19 protein-coding genes are annotated in these 22,623 nt (G+C 35.8%); 4 read left to right on the top strand and 15 right to left on the bottom strand.

From position 1 onward, the window contains the following. Window positions 1-55: 55 nt before the first annotated feature. From G6W45_RS05945 to G6W45_RS05880, 14 genes are all read right to left on the bottom strand, one after another. Window positions 56-907 carry a universal stress protein gene (locus tag G6W45_RS05945; RefSeq protein ID WP_194167845.1) on the bottom strand — a complete coding sequence of 284 codons (852 nt, stop codon included), beginning with the start codon at window positions 905-907 and terminating at the stop codon, window positions 56-58. A gap of 17 nt (window positions 908-924) precedes the next feature. Beyond that, window positions 925-3,123, bottom strand: coding sequence for a polyribonucleotide nucleotidyltransferase (locus tag G6W45_RS05940; RefSeq protein WP_107785255.1), 2,199 nt, complete (start codon window positions 3,121-3,123; stop codon window positions 925-927). Beyond that, entirely contained in the window at window positions 3,113-3,811 is a 699-nt protein-coding gene (locus tag G6W45_RS05935; protein WP_021091548.1) for a hypothetical protein, read from the bottom strand. The genes G6W45_RS05940 and G6W45_RS05935 overlap by 11 nt, the downstream gene beginning before the upstream one ends. Continuing rightward, on the bottom strand, window positions 3,812-5,971 hold the full coding sequence (locus G6W45_RS05930) for an LPS-assembly protein LptD (RefSeq protein WP_194167844.1): 2,160 nt from the start codon (window positions 5,969-5,971) through the stop codon (window positions 3,812-3,814). It abuts the gene before it with no gap. Beyond that, window positions 5,964-6,413, bottom strand: a complete 450-nt coding sequence (locus tag G6W45_RS05925) for an RDD family protein (protein ID WP_194167843.1) — start codon at window positions 6,411-6,413, stop codon at window positions 5,964-5,966. Before G6W45_RS05925 ends, G6W45_RS05930 begins: the two co-directional genes overlap by 8 nt. Then, complete coding sequence (purD, locus tag G6W45_RS05920) at window positions 6,410-7,654, bottom strand: phosphoribosylamine--glycine ligase (RefSeq protein WP_194167842.1); 1,245 nt, start codon at window positions 7,652-7,654, stop codon at window positions 6,410-6,412. The genes G6W45_RS05925 and purD overlap by 4 nt, the downstream gene beginning before the upstream one ends. Before the next feature lie 233 nt (window positions 7,655-7,887). Next, window positions 7,888-8,526 carry a uroporphyrinogen-III synthase gene (locus G6W45_RS05915; protein WP_194167841.1) on the bottom strand — a complete coding sequence of 213 codons (639 nt, stop codon included), beginning with the start codon at window positions 8,524-8,526 and terminating at the stop codon, window positions 7,888-7,890. Beyond that, complete coding sequence (locus G6W45_RS05910; protein ID WP_194167840.1) at window positions 8,519-9,679, bottom strand: multidrug effflux MFS transporter; 1,161 nt, start codon at window positions 9,677-9,679, stop codon at window positions 8,519-8,521. The genes G6W45_RS05915 and G6W45_RS05910 overlap by 8 nt, the downstream gene beginning before the upstream one ends. Before the next feature lie 109 nt (window positions 9,680-9,788). Then, window positions 9,789-10,433: a cupin domain-containing protein gene (locus tag G6W45_RS05905; RefSeq protein WP_194167839.1), complete on the bottom strand. Its 645-nt coding sequence runs from the start codon at window positions 10,431-10,433 to the stop codon at window positions 9,789-9,791. A gap of 544 nt (window positions 10,434-10,977) precedes the next feature. Continuing rightward, on the bottom strand, window positions 10,978-11,346 hold the full coding sequence (locus tag G6W45_RS05900) for a TIGR02328 family protein (protein WP_103593529.1): 369 nt from the start codon (window positions 11,344-11,346) through the stop codon (window positions 10,978-10,980). After that, complete coding sequence (locus tag G6W45_RS05895) at window positions 11,330-11,734, bottom strand: YbgA family protein (RefSeq protein WP_194167838.1); 405 nt, start codon at window positions 11,732-11,734, stop codon at window positions 11,330-11,332. The genes G6W45_RS05900 and G6W45_RS05895 overlap by 17 nt, the downstream gene beginning before the upstream one ends. A gap of 371 nt (window positions 11,735-12,105) precedes the next feature. Next, the gene (guaA, locus tag G6W45_RS05890) at window positions 12,106-13,638 is read right to left on the bottom strand and encodes a glutamine-hydrolyzing GMP synthase (RefSeq protein ID WP_194167837.1); all 1,533 of its coding nucleotides are present in this window, start codon (window positions 13,636-13,638) and stop codon (window positions 12,106-12,108) included. A 10-nt stretch (window positions 13,639-13,648) separates the two neighbouring features. Then, window positions 13,649-15,037 (bottom strand): sodium:proton antiporter NhaD, encoded by a 1,389-nt coding sequence (nhaD, locus tag G6W45_RS05885; protein ID WP_087586234.1) that lies wholly within the window; start codon window positions 15,035-15,037, stop codon window positions 13,649-13,651. A 115-nt stretch (window positions 15,038-15,152) separates the two neighbouring features. Beyond that, entirely contained in the window at window positions 15,153-15,320 is a 168-nt protein-coding gene (locus G6W45_RS05880) for a hypothetical protein (RefSeq protein ID WP_194167836.1), read from the bottom strand. A gap of 30 nt (window positions 15,321-15,350) precedes the next feature. Between G6W45_RS05880 and G6W45_RS05875 the strand changes: the two genes are divergently transcribed. The 4 genes from G6W45_RS05875 to G6W45_RS05860 are packed head-to-tail and all read left to right on the top strand — an operon-like array spanning window position 15,351 to window position 21,226. Then, window positions 15,351-15,803 (top strand): hypothetical protein, encoded by a 453-nt coding sequence (locus G6W45_RS05875; RefSeq protein WP_194167835.1) that lies wholly within the window; start codon window positions 15,351-15,353, stop codon window positions 15,801-15,803. Then, window positions 15,797-17,614 carry an excinuclease ABC subunit UvrC gene (gene uvrC, locus G6W45_RS05870; protein WP_194167834.1) on the top strand — a complete coding sequence of 606 codons (1,818 nt, stop codon included), beginning with the start codon at window positions 15,797-15,799 and terminating at the stop codon, window positions 17,612-17,614. Before G6W45_RS05875 ends, uvrC begins: the two co-directional genes overlap by 7 nt. Beyond that, on the top strand, window positions 17,611-18,366 hold the full coding sequence (locus G6W45_RS05865) for a hypothetical protein (RefSeq protein ID WP_194167833.1): 756 nt from the start codon (window positions 17,611-17,613) through the stop codon (window positions 18,364-18,366). Before uvrC ends, G6W45_RS05865 begins: the two co-directional genes overlap by 4 nt. Further along, the gene (locus G6W45_RS05860) at window positions 18,356-21,226 is read left to right on the top strand and encodes a response regulator (protein ID WP_194167832.1); all 2,871 of its coding nucleotides are present in this window, start codon (window positions 18,356-18,358) and stop codon (window positions 21,224-21,226) included. Before G6W45_RS05865 ends, G6W45_RS05860 begins: the two co-directional genes overlap by 11 nt. Here the strand turns inward: G6W45_RS05860 and G6W45_RS05855 are convergent. Then, window positions 21,223-22,494 (bottom strand): anthranilate synthase component I family protein, encoded by a 1,272-nt coding sequence (locus tag G6W45_RS05855; protein WP_194167831.1) that lies wholly within the window; start codon window positions 22,492-22,494, stop codon window positions 21,223-21,225. The genes G6W45_RS05860 and G6W45_RS05855 overlap by 4 nt on opposite strands. Between the last annotated feature and the right edge of the window lie 129 nt (window positions 22,495-22,623).

The following is a 22,623-nucleotide window of genomic DNA, read 5'->3' as shown; positions in this document are numbered from 1 at the left end:
ATTTTAAAATCTATAAAGTGAAAAAGAATTAGATCGCGGACTAAGCCGCAATCCATTATAGATAAACTGGGATATTTGTGTGTTCTAAGAAAAATCTCGAAGTGCCGCCAAGCACCATTTCCATAAGACCATTTTCACCATATCTGCTAGCAACGATTAGATCAGCATTTCTATCAATAGCTGCTTTTAAAAGCGCTTCACCAGGTATCATCGTGGTAGCAATCACTTCAAAAGTGGCTGATATGCCATGAATTTTGAAGTACTCTTCAAGCTTTTTAAGATTTAGCTCGGCATTGTCGCCAAGACTTGCTTTTGAGGTAATGCACTGAACCTTTTTCGCCTTTTTTAAAAGATCTATCGAGCCTGTTAATGCCCTTGAGCTTTGCGTCGTACCAGTCCAGCTTACAAGGATATTATCGGCTTTAAACTCACGCATTTTTCTAGGGATTACAATCGCATTTTTACCACTTTTTAAAACAGCTGACTCAAATGTTCCAGTGATCTTTCCATCAAGTGGCACAGCAGCCACAACTAGGTCGCAAAATTTACTCTCTTGCTCCACTATCGCGCTTCTTTTGCCACTATGGATCGTAAAATTTGCAGTGCAGACATCTTCAATGATTTCACTAGTTACTTTTATGCCAAGGTCAGCACAAATTTTATTGAAAATTTTCTCATTTTCTTCATGCTCGACAGCTAGTTCAGATTTAGCTGATTTTAGAAATTCTTCAAAAAGCACTCCTCCACGAAGCGTCATTTTCATATTATAAACTACGCTTGGGTCAAGCTGACAAGTCATAATTTCCATATGTGTGTTAAACCACTGAGCAACCTTTAGGGCACCATAAATTCTTGGCTCGATATCGTCTCCAGCTCCTATTGGAAAAAGCAACTTTTTGTATTTCATCATCTGTCCTTTAAAATTTATTCAACCAAAGAGAGCGAAATTTTATTTCCTTTTTGCTCGCTCACACATACTTTGACCTGATCACCTACATTTAATGGAGTTTTTATCTTTGAGATATGAAGCAAGCCATCAATGCCATCTTTTAGCTCGATAAATACACCAAAATCAACTACACTCTTTACGGTTCCTAAAAACTCATCACCGATATTAAAATTTGGTTTTGAACGCTCTTTGTCGTGTTTAAACGGCTTTTTGCCAAATGAACGTCCATTGTCTTTTGAAGTGATAGAGATGATGTAGTCTTTTGCGGCATCGACATTTTTCTTTGCTCCACCTGCGATTTTTACCTCGCCTTTTTCTCTATCAAGATCGATTGAGACTTCAAATTTCTCAATAATCTCTTTTATAGTCTTGCCAGCTTGCCCGATGATGTCTACGATCTTGCTTGGATCAACACTAAATAGTTCAAGTTTTGGAAGCACATCTTCATTTATTTCTATATTTTTATCCGCTTCTGCCATCAAAGATAAGATATGCTCTCTACCACGTTTTGCTTGATAAAGTGCCTCTTTTAGCACTTCTAAGCTAATGCCACCAAGTTTGATATCCATCTGAAGCGCTGTGATGCCATCGCTTGTACCTGCTACTTTAAAGTCCATATCGCCATCGTGATCTTCAAGCCCCATGATATCTGTTAGCACTGCGTGTTTATCGCCTTCAAATATAAGACCCATAGCAACACCTGCGACAAGTTTTAAAGTATTTACGCCAGCTGCTCTAAGTGCGAGCGAGCCACCGCAAACGCTAGCCATCGAGCTTGAGCCGTTGCTCTCTAAAATTTCTGAAACAACTCTTATTGTGTATGGAGAAGCTAGATCGATACTTGGCGCAAGGGCACGTTTGGCTAAATTTCCGTGTCCAAGCTCGCGTCTACCAGGAGCTTTTAGTGGGCTTGCCTCACCTACGCTAAAGCCTGGGAAGTTGTAGTTAAACATAAATTTCTCTACAAAAGGTACTTTTTCAGTGAGGATGTCATACATTTGAGCATCACTATCAGTGCCAAGAGTAGTGACAACTAGGGCTTGCGTCTGTCCTCTTGTAAAGAGGCATGAGCCATGTGCATTTGGAAGGACATTTGTTTCGATACTAATAGGCCTAACCTCTTCAAGACCACGTCCATCAGCTCTTACGCCTTCATTTATTATCTGCTCTCTAACGATTTTCTTTTTATATTTGCCAAGGACATTTGTGATGACAGCCTCATCCCAGCCCTCTTTTTGAGCGACCTCATCACTTGAAATTTGTTTCGCGATCTTGCTAAGTTCGCTCGCACGCTCGCTTTTTGCCATTTGATTAATAGCATTTTTGACTTCAGCTTTATAAAATTTATCAATATAAATAGCGATATTTTCATTTTCTATCTCAGGTTTTAGCTCAAGCGCAGCATCCTCTTTTTTATGCTCTTTGAAAGCTTCTTCGTAAGCGCTACTAGCTCTTAATATCGCCTTACCAGCAAAATCAATCGCTTCAACCATCATATCTTCGCTAAATTCATTCATTAGCTGTTTTTGAGCCATACTATCACTTAAGCTCGGATCTATCATCGGCTCGATCGCAACCATCGGGATAAGCTGCGTAGTTTGCTGAGGCAAGCTTCTCATCTCGATCATCAAAAGCTCATCTTTTGTGCCAGCCACGTATAGATCGATCGCGCTTTGTTTTAGTTCAGAGTTGCTTGGGTTGATCACAAATTTTTCATCTATATAACCAACTCTCACGCCACAAACTGGGCGATTTACAGGGATGTCGCTAAGATATAGTGCAACTGAGGCTGCATTTAGGCTTACAACTTGCAAATCAACCTCAGGATCAGCTGAAAGCACCATTACAACGATTTGAGTTGGATATGCGTAACCTTTTGGAAAGAGCGGTCTAAGAGATCTATCGATGATGCGAGCTGTTAGCGTTTCAAAGTCGCCTGGCTTTGTCTCGCGCTTAACATAACCGCCAGGAATTTTTCCAGCGGCGTAAGCTTTTTCGATGTACTGCACCGTTAGAGGTAAAAAATCCTCCTCAACTTGTGTGTCCTCTCTTGCAACAGTTGCTAAAACTACAGTATTTTTCACCCTTAAGAGTACCGCTCCGCTAGCTTGTTTTGCTACTTTATTAAGGTCAAAAATTTCAACCTGATTATTGACTTCTATACTATATTGCATTATTTTTATCTCCTTGTTGTTTTTGTAACGGCAAATAATAAGGGCTCTCTTCTAATATTGACATGATACGCTCACTCGTAGCTTCGATCTTTTTTTCGTAATACGAATCCACATCGATAAAATCAACGATCTTGTTTATCGTGTAAATTTCATCAACCATATCATTTAAATTTGTAAAGACATCAGTAGCAATCACTGGCGTTGCGTATGAGATGGATTTTACCTTCACATCAAGCAATGTCTTTATGCAAATGAGTGCCGTCATACCAGTCTCGCACCCCTCATCGATTAGTAAAATATTTTTATCTTTTAGCTCTCCTATCAAATTTCCTTTTCGGTATTTATAAACGTTTTTTAAAATTTTCTCTTCATATTTTCTATGTGCTTCGCCGTAAATATAGTCATAGCTTATATTAAAAGCTTTTATAAGTTTATCATTTAATACTATATCTTCTGTTTCACTAACTATTGCAACGTCGCATTCGCTATTATTTGGTGCAGGTATTGGCTCGCTAAAAAGCATCTCGTAGCTTAAATTTAAACTTCTACAAACCGCATCTGTGAGTATAACTGACTCAAGCGACATACAAACAACTATTGTCTTTTTATCTACAAGCTCTTTTTTTGGCAAAATTTCAATTAGCTTGCTAGCTGCTTCTAATTGATCCTTAAATTTAGCCGTTATCATTTAGTTGGCACTCGATTTTGTGCTGCTTTGCGAAAAGTCATAGTGCAAACCGCCCATTGGATAGAAATTTATCGTGAAATAAATACCATTTTTTCTAGTTGATGCTGAGCCGTTTATTGTTGTTGTTGGCTCAACATCTTGTTGATAAATTATCCCGTAATTCCAGCATTTTCTTTGATGAAGTACACCAACTCTCCAGCTTTTTGTGTAGCTTCGCTCAATATCATATTGCCAGCCACCAATAAGACTATATTGATGAGGCAATTTTACTCCAAGACCGCTTGTAAAATAGCTATCTTTTGTCGCACTATTTTTTATTTTGCTATCATTTTTCTTCATGGTGTGAAGCATATTTAGCCAGAATAGATCATTTGTGTATGAAAATCCACTTTGTATCTTTTTAAGCTCTTTACTCTTATGCGAATATTCAAGCTTATTATAAAGGCTTAAATTTTCAAATGGATATAGATAAATAGCATTTTTTAAATTCGAATATTCATCTTCTTTTGTGTAATATCCTTGAGAAATACTATGTTTTATAATCTTTCTACCATTAGAGTTAAAGAAATACTGAGTCAGGTAACCAGAAATTTCTTCCTTACTCTGCTCTTGAGTCAAGAAATTTTCATACTCATTTAGATTTTTATCATAGATAAACTCATCATCTAAATTTCCTTTTCTATAGCCTGGCAGTAGGTATTCTGCTCCAAAATTTAGAGTGTGATAAAAGCTTTCATACGCTTTTGCAAGGTCAGTTTGAATGGTAAATTTGTGGTAATTATTTACAAAATTTGTATGCTTATCTTCTCTTTTATCATCAAATGAATTTATCTTATTTTCGTAATTTATTCTTGAGGCGTATAGATACTCGTAAAATGAAAACGTTAAACTATCATCAAGCAGTGGCACATGCACTGAAGCTGGAAGTGTAAATTCATACTGAGTCGCTCTAACGCCTATTTTTCTATCATATCTATGTGACTGAAGATCAAGTGAATATAAGATATTTGGCAAGACAATATCATCTGTAAATTTATGATACTGAAGCGACGGAAGCTCTTGAAGCGTGTCTTTGTTCTCATTTTTTGAGCCAATTTTTTCAGTGTCTATGTAGTATTTTGCATAAGCACCAAAATAATGATCGTCATTTGCGATGAAATAGTTAAATTTAGAAGTTACAAGCGAATCATAATCATCATCTCTGCCCTTTAAGTTTAAATAATCTATATCATTTAGCTTCGTTGCATCTATCCAAATTCCCTCTTGCAAATCCGCTTCGCTAAGGTATCTTATAAGCTTATCTCTTTCGTATTTTAGTCCAATGCCTTTATGTGTTTTATTTTTTAGTTCAGCCTTATTTGAAATCTTACTTCTTTGTCTATCTTGATAGCTTTTTTTATCGTCAAACATACCAAAGCTGATTTCACCCCTTGAATCAGGCGACTCAGTAAATCTAAACGCACCATAAATTCCAGCACCTCTGTTTGTTCTTATCTGCGGATCAAGCTCGAAGTCCCACTCATTATAAGGTGCAAAATAAATCGGCTGTTTGTAATAAAAACCTTCAGATTTTCCGTATCCAAGCTCAGGCGGCAAAAGACCTGTTCTTCTTGTGGTATCTGTTGAAAAACCAAAATATGGCAAATAAAAAACTGGCACATTAGCTATACGAAAGACTGGGTTAAAAAGGTGTAAAAATTTGCTTTGTTTATTTAGCATAGCTGAGCTTGAGGTGATGCTCCAGTCAGGATCTTGGACATTACAGCTTGAAACCATCGCCTTTTTTACTCTATAGTACTCACTGTCAGAGCTGCTCTCATCGCTTCTCATCCACACTTCCATATCTTTATTCATCATAAAAAGCGATTCAAAAGCAGTATCATTATTTTTTAAATTTAGCTTTGCATAGTTTGAGCGAGAGACTTCACTCTTGCCCTTCATCATGTTGACGTTACCAAAAAGCTCGATAATCGAATTATTTTGATCATACACAGCACAATCAGCTGTTACAAGATAATCTTGTGAATATACAACAACATTTTTATTGGCCGTGACGATGCCTTTATCTTGCTTTACATCATCAGCCAAAAGCTGCACATCTTGCACAGCTGCACTTAGATTTAAAATACAAACCGAAACTAAAAATAAAATTTTACGCATTTATCACCACTGTTTTTGCTATTTTGTCTTGCCAAGTCTGCCTAGCTGGATTCGCAAATGCCCATGCAAAACCAAGATAAAAACAAGCTTCACTAACCAACCTAAAAATCGCTCTTACCAAGCTTGAAATAAAATTTGGTCTATCTAAAATTTCTACATTAATGCACATCGTCTTTATTAGCATTTGTCCAAGACTCGCGCCATAATACCAAACAAAAAATGCATGATAAATAATCTTTAGTGCGACTATTTGCCAAAAGAAATTTAAAGTCAAATTTCTGGCTTCATCATAGCTCATAACCGACAAAAAGGCATCCCAGTAAATGATCAAAAACAAAAAAGAAACGATACATTCATCAATTGAGTAAGCTAGCACTCTTTTTGAAAATGGCGCTAGCGAAATTTCTTCTTTTTCAAGTTTTTCAACTATCTGCATACTCATTTTAATGCCTGCCAGGCAATATCTTTTCTATAATGTGCTCCATCAAATTTTACATTTTCGCAAAGCTCATAAGCTCTATCACGTGCCTCTTTTATACTCTTCGCAGTGGCCACACAGACTAATACCCTGCCACCATCTGCATAAATTTCTCCATCTTGCTCACTAACACCAGCATAAGCGATGTGAGCATCTTTTACATCATTTAAAACTGAAATTTTAACCTTTGGGCTACTTTTATACGGGTAGTCCTTACTAGCCATCACAACGCCAACTGCAAATTCATCTTTTAAGCTAATAGGCTTTAGCTCGCCCTTTGCAGCATTTAGTAAAATTTCGCTTAAATTTCCGTCAATTAATGGCATCAATACCTCGCACTCAGGATCGCCAAATCTTACGTTAAACTCAAGTACATAAGGCTCATTTTTCACGATCATTAGCCCTACAAAAAGTACTCCACAAAACGGACTGCCCTCGTTTTTCATCCCTTTTAAAGTTGGCTTTACAACCTCTTCTTCAACCCTTTTTATCAGCTCTTTTGAAGCAAGCGGACTTGGAGCATAAGCACCCATGCCGCCAGTATTTGGACCTTCGTCATTATCAAGCAGACGTTTATGATCTTGTGCCACTGGCAAACTTACAAAATTTTCGCCGTCACAAATAGCAAAAAAGCTCAGCTCAAAGCCGTCTAAAAACTCTTCAACGACAACAAATTTACCAGCATCACCAAAGCTGGCTCCGCTTAGCATGTCGCTAACTGCCTCTTTGGCATCCTCTTTAGAATTTGCGATTATTACGCCCTTGCCAGCGCAAAGTCCATCGGCCTTTACGACCATCGGCGCGCTTAAGGTATCAATAAATTTAAATGCCTTTTCTTTATCATCTGTATTTAAATATCTTGCGGTTTTTATGTTATTTCTAGCTAAAAAGTCCTTCATATAAGCCTTGCTAGCTTCAAGTCTAGCAGCTGCTTTGCTTGGTCCAAATATAAGCAAGCCCTCTTTTTTAAAGATATCCACTACACCTTCACTAAGCGGTGATTCAGGGCCCACGATAGTTAAGGCAATATCATTTTGCTTAGCAAATTTTGCAAGCTCATAAAAATCTTTTATCTTTAAATTCTCGCCAAGGCGTGAGGTCGCACCATTTCCTGGCACAAAGTATAAATTTATATTTTTTTCGTTTTTTAGCTTTAGAGCAATGGCGTATTCGCGGCCGCCACTTCCTATTATGAGAATATTCATTTCATCTCCGTAAATTTAAAAAACCCGAGTGGGCGTCGCATAGAAGAGTGGCCCATAAACAAAGCCAATCTTGCAAATAGATGGATACCAAACGGTTGCAACTTCTCGCCTTTTCAGACTCAAACGAAGCCACATCACAAGGCACCCATACCTTTTCGCTAACAAAAAAGTGTTGGACCCCGTAAAATGCTGACTCGCTTCACTCAGGCAATAAAATTATATAAATTCTTTGCTTAAAGTAATGTTTTGGCAAGCGCGATACAGGCGTTTATATCTTGACTTTGGCTCACTATTGGCTCGGTAAATTTTAGCTCTTTTGCAGTGACCTTTCCAATGCTTATCGCTTGATAGCTCTCATCCCAGCCAAAATTACTAAGAAAATTTTTGACATTTAGCGGAGAAGCGAAGATCAAAATGCTATTTTTTGGTGGTCTTAACTCCATTTTGCAAGGATTTAAGACATTTTCATAGGCGATAATTACTTTTATATTTACTCCGCCATTTTGCAAAATTTCTAAGAAATTTGAAGCGCTATCTCTACCTTTTAGATAAAGAACATTTTTACCTTTTAAAAGTGGCAAAATTTCCCTTGCGAAGTCATCTCCGTGAGCGTTCTTTCCGGTATAAATTTCACTAAATCCAAACTCTCTTGCGGCTGCCGCACAACTATTTGCGATGGCAAAGACTGGCAAATTTATAGCTTTTATATTGTTAAATTTTAATGCATTAAAAGCATTTTTAGAAGTAGCTACCAGCACATCATATTCACTTAAATTTAGCTCAAATTTTAAAAACTCGATCTTGCTAACGCTTAAATTTACAACGCTCTCATCAGTCGTTTTTGTATTTGAAATAAGATAAATTTTACGCAACTCTTTTTAACCTTAAAAAAGATATCAAAGCAAGTAATGTGCAGACTAAAATAACAATAGAAGTCGAGTAAAATATATTACCAAGCCCAACTAACGGAGAGACTACGCCGCCTAAGAAAAATGGGCAAAATCCAAGTATCGCTGAGGCTGAGCCAGCATATTCTCTGCCTTCGTTCATAGCTAGCGATGAAGCAGTTGGCAAGACAAATCCTGTAAAAAGAAGCAATAAGAAAAATGCGATAATGACGCCGATCACTTCAAATTTAAAGCAAAGCATAAAAGCAATAAAAATGCTAGCAAACAAGGTGCCAGAAAGTCCAGCTTTGAGTGCTTTTCTCTCATTTAAAAGACTAGCAAGCCTTGCTCCTATAACAAGCCCTAAACCATTTAAAGCAAAGCAAAAGCTATAACTTACTGGACTTAGAGAATAAAATTCTTGAAATATAAACGAAGATGACGCTATATAGGCAAACATTGCACCCATCGCAAATGTCTGAATGCTTACGAAAAGTATAAATTTTTTCTTTCTTAAAATTTTGCCAAAAACACTATAAGTCACCAACAAAGGCATTTTTAAGCGATTTGACTGACTCAAGCTCTCTTTGAAATAAAAATTTGCAATAAAAAGTAAGATACCAATGATAGTAAGTGCCATAAAGATGCCACGCCAGTCGGTAAATTTAAGCAGCAAACTACCGCCAATTGGTGAAAGTATCGGGGCTAGACCATTTACGACCATCATAAGGCTAAAAAATTTAGTCATTTCATGGCCCTTATAAAGATCACTAACAACAGCCCTTGAAATAACCAAACTGCCGGCACTTGCTAGTCCTTGGATGATGCGCATAAAGATAAAAAACTGGATATTTTGCGAGAAAAATATAAAAATAGTGCTTATCGTATAGACGATGAGCGAGATGGTAAGGGGCAATTTTCGGCCAAATTTATCACTTATTGGGCCAACTATGAGCTGACCTATGGCTAAGCCTGCCATCGATGTCGTGATCGTTAATTGTGTAGCTGTAACGCTTGTTTTAAACCACTCAGTAATAGCCGGAAGTGCTGGCAAATAAAGATCTGTCACAAATGGTCCAAAGGCAGAGAGAGCACCTAAAAATAGTAACAAAAATAGCTTGGAATTTTCTTTTTTCATAGTTTTTCTTTTTTTGGAGCGATTATATTATGACTTTACTTTTTGCTTTATTAAGTATAAATTTACTATTGTTATTATAAAGAATAAGCCCTAGAAATAGGGCTTAGTATTACATTTTGTCTTTAGTGACGATTAAGAGCATTTTAAATTTATCTTTTATCTTTAATCCATGTGGTATTTTGCCTGGTAGCACGATGGTATCGCCTTTTTTGATATCAAAATGTTCATCACCAATAGTTAGCTTCATCTCACCATCAAGTGCGATAAGTAGTGCATCGCCTGGAGCTGCGTGAGTTGAGAGCTCTTGGTCTGTGTCAAAACTAAGCAGCGACATCGAGCCATTCTCATTTTTAACAAGCGTCTTGCTAACTATCTTGCCTTTTTCGTATTCCACTGCATCAACTAAGCTAAAAATAGCTGCCTTAGGTAAATGATCTATCATAACATTCTCCTTAAAATCTATTAGTAAATATTTTGTTTTCTTTGTAAATTTGAGTTTTCGCCAGGTTTTTGCCTCGATAAGGCAGGCTTCATCGTACCCAAGCTTCATCTGCTTTTTGCCATACACGAGCTGCGCTTCGCCGTCTATCACCCAGGCAAGGCTATCTATAAAAAGCATCTCGTGGTCTAGCTCCTCACCTTCGTCAAATGCGTATATATCGACGCTTGCGTTTTTGTTTTGAAAGAGCCTTTTGCTAACGACACTTTTTTCAACTATTTTTGTATCTTTGTCTAGACTATAAATTTGACTCATTTTATATCCTTTTTTTGCAAAATTATAAAAGGTTAAGAGCTAAATTTCATTGACCAATGTTAATAAAAAGAGAAAAAATATCCTAATTAAAACTAGTGCATATCAAGAAGTTCCCTTTACAAAAAATTCCATAAAGGAATTTGGCCACTCAATAATTACCATATCATATTTGTTTCTTTTATTCTATAACAGTATCTTTTTAGTTTCTATTTTTAATATGCGTAACCCGGCTTCCTTGCCGTAGTTTTGTAAGCTTCGTTAAGTACTGATCCAATACCCATTTGATGGAATTTTTTTATACCAATTACAAAAATATCTGTACAATCCTTGTCGGTTGCATTTAATACAACAAAACCAACTGACTCATCATTCATATGGCAAGCGAGAAAAAGCTTTTACCGTGAATCACGAATATACTCTTCTGTGCTTTATGGTATTCCAAACCATTCTGAAAGGTCATATAATATTTCTTTTGATGCACTTTCTTTTTCCAGTTTATCTTCAACTTCTTTTATTTTTATATCAATTTACTCTTCCACAACTTCTATACTTTTAAATGTATACCTTTGTTTCTTAAATTTTCTATGCAATCAGCTAGATATTCGATATTGTGCTCTTTGTAAATTGGACTGCCTATAATTTCCTCTTTAAGATTATCATACTTTACTGCTGTGCTTCCTCTATAATTTTTATCTTTCCATTCCGCAGAAACTTTATATCCTCTTTTTTCCATCTCCTCCATAACCAATACATGGTAAATAAAAAGATGATACGGAGAATATGAAAACACATAGTCCACAGTTTTATGTTTCTTTTTCCATCCATTGCCCCTCAGAGCACAACATTCCCTATGTTGCCCAAGAAGCTGACTTTTGGGCAATAAGTGGATAAGTTTTTCATGCCATAGTCTCATATTTTTCTCCTGTTAACAAGGTTGATTTTTCTAAATATTCATTAGGGTATTTCTTTAGTAAAGTGTTAATGTATTCAATTACAACCTTCTGACTATTTTCCCCTTCCATATATCCATTTAATATATCAAATAATACCTGTTTTTCAATCGTACTTGCGTCTTTTTTAAAATATCCCCATATATGAAGAATGGCATTACTAAAATCTTTTTTGCTCTCCTTCATATCTCTTGTTTCCTGTATTTTTTCATTTAGCCATACAACATCCGGTTCTTTTTCCCTCAAATACGCCCTTATCTCCAAATATGCTTTATGCGATTTGCTTAGTACAAAATATTTATTTTTTGCCCATAACTCTTCACATTCTATTCTTGTATCTTTGTGTCTCATGTTGACGCTTCTTTCAAAAAAATCAAACCAAAACAAATCCCATACAATGTATCACCATTTAAGCATTTATTAATAGCATTTAAATTTTTGTTTAGGTAAGGTATAAATGAATATCCTGCATTATTAGTATGTTAAAGTGGGCTCAGATACAAATAATTTTTATTACTATAACCTATTCAAATTTATTAACCGCTTTTTCCACAAAAGCCTCCCAGCAAAATAATGGGAGGCTCTCTAAACAATTTATCTAAATTTAAAACTCTCTTTTAAACCTACTTTTTCTCATTTTTAGTATCAAAAGAGCTTTTTGCTTCCGTAAACCGTTGCAATATTGTATCTTCAACGATTTTACAGCAAAAATATTTTTTACTCTATTCCCACTCAATAGTTGCAGGTGGCTTGCTTGAGATATCGTAAACTACGCGGTTTATGCCGTTTACCTCGTTTATAATGCGGCGACTTACATTTTCAAGTAAATCATAAGGGAGTCTTGAAAAGCTCGCAGTCATGCCATCGCTCGCATCAACCACACGTACGCAAACAGCGTTTTCATAAGTGCGGTTATCACCCATAACACCAACAGAATTTACATTTAAAAGCACGCAGAATGCCTGCCAAGTTTTGTTGTACCAGCCAGTGCTCTTTAGCTCATCACGTAAGATCACATCAGCTTTGCGAAGCAATTCAAGGCTTGGTTTATTTACCTCGCCCATTATGCGGATAGCAAGGCCTGGTCCTGGGAAAGGATGACGGAATACTAAATCACGGCTTAGTCCAAGCTCAAGACCAAGCTTTCTAACCTCATCTTTAAAAATTTCTCTTAGCGGCTCTATTAGCTCAAATGTCATCCAATCAGGCAAACCTCCAACATTGTGGTGGCTCTTTATCGTTTTGCTTGAGCCAACTACGGAGCTTTCGATAATATCAGTATAAAGAGTACCCTGAGCTAGAAATTTCACATCGCCGTGCTTTTTAGCCTCTTGCTCAAAAATTTCTATAAATGTCTCACCTATGATCTTGCGTTTTTTCTCAGGATCAACCACACCAGCTAAGCGGCCAAGGAAGATCTCGCTCGCATCTATACTAACTAGCTCAACGCCAAGCTTTGTTCTAAATGTAGCTTCAACTTGCTCTCTTTCGTTTGTTCTAAGAAGTCCGTTATCAACAAAGACAAGGATCAAATTTTCTGGCACAGCAGCCGCCAAAAGTGCCGCAGTTACAGAGCTATCCACGCCGCCACTAACTGCGCAAAGTACCTTGTGAGTGCCTACTGTTTTTCTTATCTCTTCTATCTTATTTTTAGCGAAGCTTCCCATGTTCCATGTGCTCTCGCAGCCACAGATATATTTAGCGAAATTCTTTAAAATTTGCGTGCCATATTCGCTGTGTTGCACCTCTGCGTGAAACTGGATCGCATAAAATTTTCGTTTATCATCGCCAAAAGCACAATAAGGTGAATTTTCACTAACAGCGATCACTTCAAAGCCCTCTGGCAAGTCCTTTACATAGTCGCTATGACTCATCCATACGATTTGTTTTGAAGGTGTATCTTTAAATAGCTCATGCTCTTTAATAACGTTAAGCTCAGCCTTGCCATACTCTTTTTGATCAGCTGCTAAAACCTCAGCCCCATGTGTGTGAGCAAGTAGCTGCATACCGTAGCAAACGCCAAGTATAGGGATGTTTAACTCAAAGACGCCATTATCGCAAAAATAAGCATCTTTAGCATAAACACTAGCTGGACCGCCACTTAAAATGATACCTTTTGGCTCTTTCGCCTTTATCTCACTAAGCTTTGCATTAAATGGCAAAATTTCAGTGTAGACGCCCTCTTCTCTTAGCCTTCTGGCTATTAGCTGAGTGTATTGCGAACCAAAATCCAAAACTATAATCGTATTGTTCATTTATAACCTTTTAAAAATAGATATGAAAAATTTCAAACTGCACATACCAAACAATGATCGATACGATATATCCTAGAACCACCATCCAAGCGTATTTCATATGTGCACCAAAGGTATAAATTCCTTTTAATTTACCCATTACTCCAACACCAGCTGCTGAACCAAAGCTGATCATCGAACCGCCGATACCAGCAGTTAGTGTCACTAATAGCCACTGACTCATTGCCTCACCTGCATCAGCTCCCATTGCTGGATTTGCTTTTAAAACAGCTGACATAACAGGGACGTTATCAACGATCGCTGAAAGGAATCCAACGCCGATATTTACAGCAGTTGAGCCAAATTTATCATAAAGTGATACAGCGTAATTTAAAAATCCAGCAAAATGAAGAGCGCCAACCGCAGCTAAAATTCCAAAGAAGAAAAATAGTGTGTTGTTTTCAATCTTTGACATATAGTGAAATACATGCATTGGTTCTTCATTTTTGTGAGCTTTTTTGAAGTAGTAAGTATAAAGACTAAGTAGTGAGAAGCCAAACATCATGCCCCACATCGCTGGTAAGTGGAAAAGCTGGTGCATCATAACAGCACAAAATATAGTAAATGCGCCTATAAAGATAACTGCTTTGCCGCCCTTTTTCATAACCACTTTTGGCTCATTTGCCACATCAAAATGTGGTGCAGTACTTGGCACTACACGAGAAAGTAAAAATGCCGTTACAAACCAACCTATGATAGATGCTGGGAAAAGTGCGAAAAAGTCGACAAATGGTGCTTTTCCAGCAGCCCAAGCCATAAGCGTAGTGATATCGCCAAATGGACTCCATGCTCCACCCGCATTTGCTGCAACAACGATATTTATCGCACCAGCAACTAAGAAATTTGTATTATTCCTATCTATTGTTAGAAGAACAGTTGAAAGAATAAGTGCTGTTGTTAGGTTGTCAGCTACTGGGCTTATGAAAAATGCCAAAACACCAGTTAGCCAAAATAGTTTTCTATAAGTATAACCTTTTGATACGAGATTATATTTAAGTGCATTAAATACGTCTCTTTCTATAAGTGCTTCGATAAATGTCATCGCCACCATCAAGAAAAATACGATCTGAGCGATCTCTAAAATCAGGTGATTTACCTCATGTTCAAGCGAATGCACATCCATGCCATTTATAAGCATATAAACGCCGATAAGTAGGAACATAAACGTACCGATAAAGATAGCAGGTTTTGCTTTATCAATATGGAAATTTTCTTCTGCTGCTATGAAAAAATATCCAACAACAAAAATGATAAGCGATAAAATTCCTGCCCATGTAGTAGTTAAGTCAATAGCTGCGGTTTCTCCATCAGCACCAAAAGCCATCGCGAAAAACAAGCCTAGAAGTCCAAAAAACCTCATTATACTCTCCTTGTAGAATAAAAAATCTTGGTATATTACTTAAATGAGCCTAAAAATTAGGTTAGTTAAAATTATTAAGCTTATATTACATTTTTATTTAAATACGAAAATTTTACTAGATTTTGTTTATCTTGTCAGTTTTCTTTTCTTTTACGGGAGCATTTCCATAAAATGGATCATCTTTATATCCACAACCGCTAAATACAAAAAGAGTAAAAATTAAAATAAAAGATGATAAGATAAGCCCATGAAAAACGCTAAATTTTTGATAAATACTATTCACGAAAATCCTTTGTATAAAGAAAAATTAAGCATGGCAAATGAGTGCCAACAGCTTTTAGAGCTTATGGGGAAAGCAAAACGATTTTATATAGCTTTTTGCTACGTTAGAGAAGGTGTTTTGACCTTTGTTCTTACTCATCCCACTGGGCTTTTAGAGCTTAGGCGTGATAGTAGTATAAATGATATAAAAAGGTTATTAAAAACCTTTTGCAATTTTAATAAAAATAGCGTTTTTAACAGCATTCTTACTCCAAAACCTATTAACGAAATCAACTATACAAAGAACAAAAAAGAAGAAAATATAAGATTTGTCGTGAGCAAGTTTTTAAAATTTTTCACACCACAACCTACGCAAAGGTCAAATTTCATAATACCAGCAAGCAAGGGTGAGTTTAAAAATTTAGCAAAAGACGAGCAAATACACCAAAAATTTGAAGATCTAAGAGAAATTTTGCTCAAGAAAAATGAGCAGGCAAGATGCTAATAGACGAGATAAGAACGCTTCCAAACGAGCCTGGCGTATACCAGTATTTTGACGCGCAAAATAGACTTTTATATGTCGGCAAGGCCAAAATTTTAAAAAATAGGGTCAAAAGCTACTTTAAGTTTACCCCAAGTCTAGCTCCAGCCGAAAAGCTAAGTCCAAGAATTTCAAAGATGATAAGCGAAGCTGTGCATCTTGAATACATTGTCACACCAAGCGAGGCAGACGCGCTCATACTTGAAAATTCATTCATCAAGCAACTAAAACCAAAATACAATATCTTGCTTCGTGATGACAAGACATATCCTTATATCTTTATAAATTTAAATGATGATTTTCCAAGATTTGAGATCACTAGAAAAGTAGTAAAAGGCTCGAATATCCGCTATTTTGGGCCATATTTTAGCGGAGCTGGCGAGCTACTTGAGGCGCTTTATCTAAATTTTAATCTCGTTCAGAAAAAATCCTGCATCAAAGGCAAAAAAGCCTGCCTTTTTTATCAGCTAAAACGCTGCTATGCCCCGTGTGAAGGCAAAATTTCAAAAGAGAGCTACGCTAAGATCGTAAGTGAGGCTATCATGGCCTTACAAAATCCAAATTTACTTATAACTCGCCTTGAAGAGCTCATGCTAAACTACGCCAAGGCCGAAGACTACGAGCAAGCAGCCGCAACTAGAGATAAGATACAAACACTTAAAAATATGCAAACAAAGGTTGAAGTTGATCTTGCTAAGCTTGAGGACTTTGAGGCCTACTCGGTCGCTTGTGTGCATGATATGATCTGTGCGGTGAGATTTAGCGTGCAAAGTGGCAAGATAACTGGCGTAAAAACTGACATCACACAGGCCAAAAACGCCCAAAAAGATGAGATAAACGAAGCTTATAAGCAGGCTATTTTAAAAAGCTTCATAGCTGGACAGCCGATAATTAGCACCAAAATTTATGTGCATGAGAGCTTTGAAGATAGTGAGCTGGTGGAGGAAATTTTAAACGAGAGATTTGGACGTAAATTTAGCATCACATGCCCAAAAATAGGCGATAAGCGTAAAATTTGTGAGATCGCTACAAAAAACGCTGAAGTTAGCATCGAAAAATATCTAAAAACGCATGATAACGAGCTACTAAACGAAATAAAAGAGTACTTTGACCTAGCTCACACGCCTTACGTGGTTGAAGCCTACGATAACTCGCACCTTTTTGGCGAGGCAAGTGTCGGAGCGATGGTGCGCTATGAGCATGGCGAGTGGGCAAAGCAAAACTACCGTCACATGCACCTAAGCTCTAAAAACGACTACGATCAGATGAAAGAGAGTTTGACAGCCAGAGCACTTAGATTTGACAAGCTTAGCCCACCTGATCTTTGGGTTATTGACGGAGGCGAAGTGCTTTTAAACTTAGCCTGTGAAATTTTAGCAAGTAGTGGCGCAAATGTCGATGTGATCGCTATCTCAAAAGAAAAAATAGATGCCAAAGCTCACCGCGCAAAAGGTGAGGCAAAGGATAAAATTTACACAAAAAATGGTAGCTTTAGCCTAAGTACGAGCGATAAAAAGCTTCAGTTTTTCCAAAAAATGCGCGATGAAAGCCATAGATTTGTCATCAGCTTTCACAGAAAAACAAGGCAGAAAAACGATATGCAAAGATCAATCCTAAAGCAAGCTGGCGTATCTGAGGGTAGTATCGCGAAATTAATCAGCTTTTACGGAAGTTTTGATAAAATTAGCGAAGCGAATTTAGACGAAGTGGCAAAAATAACAAATAAAAGCGTAGCAGAAAAGCTTGCAGTGCTCAAAGAAGGAAATTTGAAGTGATAATATATGATGAAAATTTAAAAATATCTGCGATAACGCAAGATTCACTTGAGCTATTAGGTTTTGATAGTTTAGATGACTTTTTGTTGCGATACAAAGATATAAGTGAGCTAGTCATAACAAGCCAGGAAAGTACAAACTACAGCTTCTTGGAATTTTTACAAAATACGAAAGATAATAGCGCTAGAGTAAATTTAAAAAGAAAAGATGGTGGTGCGATCTTACTAGAAGCGAGATTGCAAAATGCTATTTTAAAAAATGGCGAGAAATTTTTTATCGTTCTTTTAGAGAAGCAAGACATAATAAACAACCAAAATCTAATAGCAGCAGTAAAAGTAAAACCTACATTAAGACTGCCTGTTTTTAAACTAAACGCATGGTATCTTTTTGACACGCAGACACAATCACTTATCGATGATTCCTGGTTTGAAACATCGCTTAAAATACTAAATTTAAATAAAAAAGATTTTGCATCCTACTTAAATATCTTTTTGCATAACGCAAGAGAAATTCTTATACAAATCCAATCAGCCATAATCGCAAAAGACGAGATAATGCTCAAAAAATATGTAGATGAGATAAGGGAAGCTGCATTAAATTTAAAGCTTAATAACCTTGCAAATGAGCTTAACGCTCTTTTAGATAACAATCAAAATGGAAAAATGAAAGAGATGTCTCTTTTTACCAAAAGACTAATTGAGATAGAAAATATCGTCAAAAAATATAGCAAAAAGAGTATCCATGAAAAATAGTAAATTTTATATATTGTTAGCGCCAATAATAATTTCAGCTATCTTTTTCGCATATAGCGGAAATGAAAGCTATAAAAAATTTACAGATCTAAAAGATCTAAATGAAAAACTATATAAACAATCCTTAGTATTTCAAACTATAAAATCCGCAATACAAGAGCACGATACGCTAATAGGCAAAAGCCAAGAAGATATAAGAAGGTTGCGGGATAACACTTTAAAAAATACACAAAAATTTATAAATTCTATAAGAAAAGACGATCGCATCGAGATACGAAATGTAAATAAATTAAAAGAATTACTAGCAAGTCTAAACCAAAATGATAAATTTGATGAACTATTTTACGAATTTTTCCAAAATATAAATGGAGAAATAGATAGCGATTTTAAACAAGATTTAGACCGAGACTTTCCGCTTATAATAAAAGCCTATGCCGCAACTTTAAGTAAAATTTACAATCAACTCTCTTTAGCAAACAACACCAAATACTACGTAAAAAATATCTTTATAAATGGCCCTTTATTTTCAATAAACAGTAATGTGAGAGAAAATATATATTCCGTAAAGGACAACACGCCAAATCTTGATATGCTTCCAAAAAGTGAGCTAAAAGAGAATATTTACAAAGACTTTAACCAGTTTGAAGCCAACTATCAAGCCAGAAAAATAAGAGAAGTTAAAGCCAAGATCGCATTCTCTGAAAAGCTAAATATCGAAGATATTATCTTAATCAAACAGTATGAAGATGATAAATTTATACTTTTATTAGATAGTGCCATAAACATAAAAAATGAGCTACTAGAACTTACCGAGAGCGAGAAAATAAGCTTTGGCATAAAGACCTTTTTTGAGTTTTTGCTTTGTGGCTTGCTCATTTTATCTTTACTTAGTATTTCTGCTAGGTTGAAATTTTTAAAGATGCTTATCGATAAGTCAAAATACATATCAAACTATATCCTATCATCAAAAGAGACAAGTGCGGATAATGCGATATCAAAGCTTGTAAAAGCTTATGAAGATCTAAAAGAAACCTATATAAAAGATAGCAGCTTTTTTCAGATAAAAGATAGATATATTTTATCAGTGAGCAAGAAACTAGAGTCTATTAATAAAGAAATTTTTACATCGACTGCGGCTTTAAAAATAGAAACAAATAATGGCAAAAAGCAAGTATTTATAGACACGATAGAAAAAAATGCAAACATCATGACCTCGCTTTATAGCAATGCTAAAAATATCTCAAATGTTAAAAAATATAGCGAATGCAATAAAACCGAGATATTTGATCCTCAAAAAAGCTTCGAAGAAATTTTGCAAGCAAATATCGTCTATTCGCAAAGCAAAAAGATAAATTTTATAAGTTACCTTGATCCAAGCCTTACAAATGAACTAGAAGGAAATCTAAATTCATTAAAAACCGCATTTAACTCTATCTTTTTGGCGTCTTTATCGATGTCTTTAAGATACCAAAACATTATCATCACTATCAAAAAAATTCAAAAAGAGTTTGATAGAAGCGGACTTTGTTCTGTAAGCTTTAGCATAAAAAATAGCTCAACCGCCATGAGTGAAAAGCAAATTTCAGATATATTTTCAGATGATGAGAATAGCTTAAATAATGATGAGAGCGAGTTTTATCTAAAAATCGCTCAAATTTATTTAAAAAATTTAGAAAGCAAGCTGGAGATTAATTCGTTTCCAAGTATTGGCAATGAGTTTAAATTTGTAGTCATCTTTAAAACAACATCAAACTATAAAGACTTTGATATAAAATGCGATCATAAACTAGCATTCTTACAAGACGCAAATGTAGCTTACAACGAAGCTTTTGAGCAGACCACAAAAGACCTTGGGCTCAAAGTGGATATGCTAACAAGCACTAGTCCATCTATTACAAAAAATTATGATGCTATATTTTTAAGAAACACCAATAAGCAAGGTCAAGATATTAAAAATCCGCTCATTTTAAAAGATCCGCTAACTCCATTAAGTATCACAAGACTACTTTGCTTGGGTGAAGCTGATATTATGAATAAAAATTTAAACGATAAACCAAAAATTTTGATCTGCGATACTAATGAAATTTACATAGATATAACAGCAAGTGGCTTTAGTAAATTTAACTGCGAAGTTGTGGGAGTTTGTAATAAAAAAGATTTAAAACAAGCCATAAAGCAAGGCGATTTTGACCTTATCTTTGTTGGCTCGAAATTTTTCGAAGCTGAAAAAAATAGCATTCAAAAAAATCTTGATCTTATAAAAACAGCCATACAAAATGCAAAAATTCCAATTATACTAATGCTTTCAAACACTTCAAATATAGATGGAGAGAGTGTCAAAGAATACTTCAATGCCTATATAAAAACGCCAATAAATAGCGACGAACTGGCTCAAATTTTTAGAAAATTTTTGCCAAATTTTGGCGAGATTGCAATAGACGAAAGCTATCTAGCAAAAAGTGAAAATATTATTTTATTTAAGAAATCGCCAATGGAAAATAAAATATTTAGCTCAGCTTTAGGAGAATTTTACAACACACTTGAAACCACAAATAGCTTTGATGAGCTATTAACAAAGATAAAAACCAAAACTTATGGCATCGTTCTTATAGATGAAAATGTAAAAGACTTCAACTACGAAGAGCTAACAAGAGTTGTTGATAAGATAAGGCAAAGCAAAAAGGTTGATACAAGAGTGCTGATATTTGGCGCACAAGAAAGAAGTGAATTTCCTTTTGTAAAAGTGCTAGCTAAAAATATCACAAAAGCAGAGCTTTCAGCTACCGTAAGAGAGCAAATCGATTCTATGGGTACTAGCTACGCTAAAAGCTCTTATGAATTTATTAAGTTTAACGCCTAAAACTCTTTTGCGTTATTTTTAAATACATTTAGCACGCTTGCTCGCTTATGGCAAATTTCAGCGTATTCTCTTTCGCTTTTTGAGTCATAAACTATACCAGCTCCAGCCCCCACAAATACATCACTAAATCCATTTTCACCTGGCACAAAGATGGCTGAGCGAATAAGAATAGCAACTTGAGCATCGCCATTAAAATGCAAAAATCCAATGCCGCCGCCATAGATATTTCGCTCAGAAATTTCAAGCTCATTAATTATTTGCATAGCTCTTATTTTTGGGGCTCCGCTTAGCGTGCCAGCTGGAAAAATACTAGCTAAGACATCAAAAAGATCAAGTCCCTTGGCGCACTTACCATAGACATCGCTTACGATATGAATTACTTTTTCATATTTTTGGATATGCATCGCATTTTTTACGGATACACTTTTTGGTTCCGAAACCCTGCCGATGTCATTTCTGGCAAGATCGATTAGCATTTTATGTTCAGCCAGCTCCTTTTCGTCACTTAAAAGCTCATTTTCAAGTGCCGCATCAGCATTTGCATCACTTCCTCTAGGCCTTGTGCCCGCAATTGGTGCCACAAAAATTTGCTCACTTTTCATCTCAAAAACAAGCTCTGGCGAAGAGCCAACCACATCGCCATAAGGTGTAGGAAAATGAAACATATATGGGCTTGGATTTGTAAGTGAGAGCTTTTTATAAAATTCCAAACTGCTCATATTCGTTGAAATTTCAAGCAATTCACCAAGCACCACCTGAAAGACATCGCCACTTCTTATATACTCTTTTGCTAACTCAACCATATCCTCAAAGTGTTTATTTTCTTTACCAAGATCAGTTTTTATACTAAATTTACTCTGCTCTTTACTTTTGCATTCAACTTTTGCATCAAGCAAAAAGTCATAATATTTATTCTTATCTCCATAGAATGTATAAATTTTACTCATCTTGTCAAAGTGCAGATAAGCCTTTGCATCAGCATAGATAAATTTTGGAAATTCGTACTTTTTAGCTTTCTCTTCTCCGATATATTCAAAATATCTCACACCATCATAAGCAAAAACACCAAAGAGACCCGCAAATGGAGCTAAAGATTTATTACGATTTGTATCAAAATAACTTCTAAGCCCATAAAAATCCATATCCTTTTCATCGATATAATCGCAATCAATGCCTATAATCGTTTGCGTCTTATCCTCGGCCAAGTAGCTATTTTTAAATTTTTCTCTGATCACTTCATAATAAAACAGTGGTTGTTCTAAGAGCATTTTTTTCCTTTAAATTTTTGATGATTATAAAAAAAGTTCGCTTTTAGTTTTTAAAATTTTTATCAAATTTCTAAATTTATGCCCAAATTTCACCTTTTTACTATTTTTTTAACACCGCTTGGCTAAAAT

Origin of the sequence: Campylobacter concisus (assembly GCF_015229955.1) — a bacterium.
Taxonomy (GTDB): Bacteria; Campylobacterota; Campylobacteria; order Campylobacterales; family Campylobacteraceae; genus Campylobacter_A; species Campylobacter_A concisus_AT.
The sequence above is the reverse complement of the archived record's forward strand: the minus strand, read 5'-3'. Positions and strand labels throughout refer to the sequence as shown.

Excerpts from the sequence above, each read along its gene's own strand:
- G6W45_RS05945 (WP_194167845.1), bottom strand. The coding sequence starts at position 907 with ATGAAATACAAAAAGTTGCTTTTTCCAATAGGAGCTGGAGACGATATC.
- G6W45_RS05910 (WP_194167840.1), bottom strand. The coding sequence starts at position 9,679 with ATGAAAAAAGAAAATTCCAAGCTATTTTTGTTACTATTTTTAGGTGCT.
- purD (WP_194167842.1), bottom strand. The coding sequence starts at position 7,654 with ATGAATATTCTCATAATAGGAAGTGGCGGCCGCGAATACGCCATTGCT.
- G6W45_RS05935 (WP_021091548.1), bottom strand. The coding sequence starts at position 3,811 with ATGATAACGGCTAAATTTAAGGATCAATTAGAAGCAGCTAGCAAGCTA.
- G6W45_RS05930 (WP_194167844.1), bottom strand. The coding sequence starts at position 5,971 with ATGCGTAAAATTTTATTTTTAGTTTCGGTTTGTATTTTAAATCTAAGT.
- G6W45_RS05900 (WP_103593529.1), bottom strand. The coding sequence starts at position 11,346 with ATGAGACTATGGCATGAAAAACTTATCCACTTATTGCCCAAAAGTCAG.
- G6W45_RS05895 (WP_194167838.1), bottom strand. The coding sequence starts at position 11,734 with ATGAGACACAAAGATACAAGAATAGAATGTGAAGAGTTATGGGCAAAA.
- G6W45_RS05905 (WP_194167839.1), bottom strand. The coding sequence starts at position 10,433 with ATGAGTCAAATTTATAGTCTAGACAAAGATACAAAAATAGTTGAAAAA.
- guaA (WP_194167837.1), bottom strand. The coding sequence starts at position 13,638 with ATGAACAATACGATTATAGTTTTGGATTTTGGTTCGCAATACACTCAG.
- nhaD (WP_087586234.1), bottom strand. The coding sequence starts at position 15,037 with ATGAGGTTTTTTGGACTTCTAGGCTTGTTTTTCGCGATGGCTTTTGGT.
- G6W45_RS05940 (WP_107785255.1), bottom strand. The coding sequence starts at position 3,123 with ATGCAATATAGTATAGAAGTCAATAATCAGGTTGAAATTTTTGACCTT.
- G6W45_RS05860 (WP_194167832.1), top strand. The coding sequence starts at position 18,356 with ATGAAAAATAGTAAATTTTATATATTGTTAGCGCCAATAATAATTTCA.
- G6W45_RS05925 (WP_194167843.1), bottom strand. The coding sequence starts at position 6,413 with ATGAGTATGCAGATAGTTGAAAAACTTGAAAAAGAAGAAATTTCGCTA.
- uvrC (WP_194167834.1), top strand. The coding sequence starts at position 15,797 with ATGCTAATAGACGAGATAAGAACGCTTCCAAACGAGCCTGGCGTATAC.
- G6W45_RS05855 (WP_194167831.1), bottom strand. The coding sequence starts at position 22,494 with ATGCTCTTAGAACAACCACTGTTTTATTATGAAGTGATCAGAGAAAAA.
- G6W45_RS05875 (WP_194167835.1), top strand. The coding sequence starts at position 15,351 with ATGGCAAATGAGTGCCAACAGCTTTTAGAGCTTATGGGGAAAGCAAAA.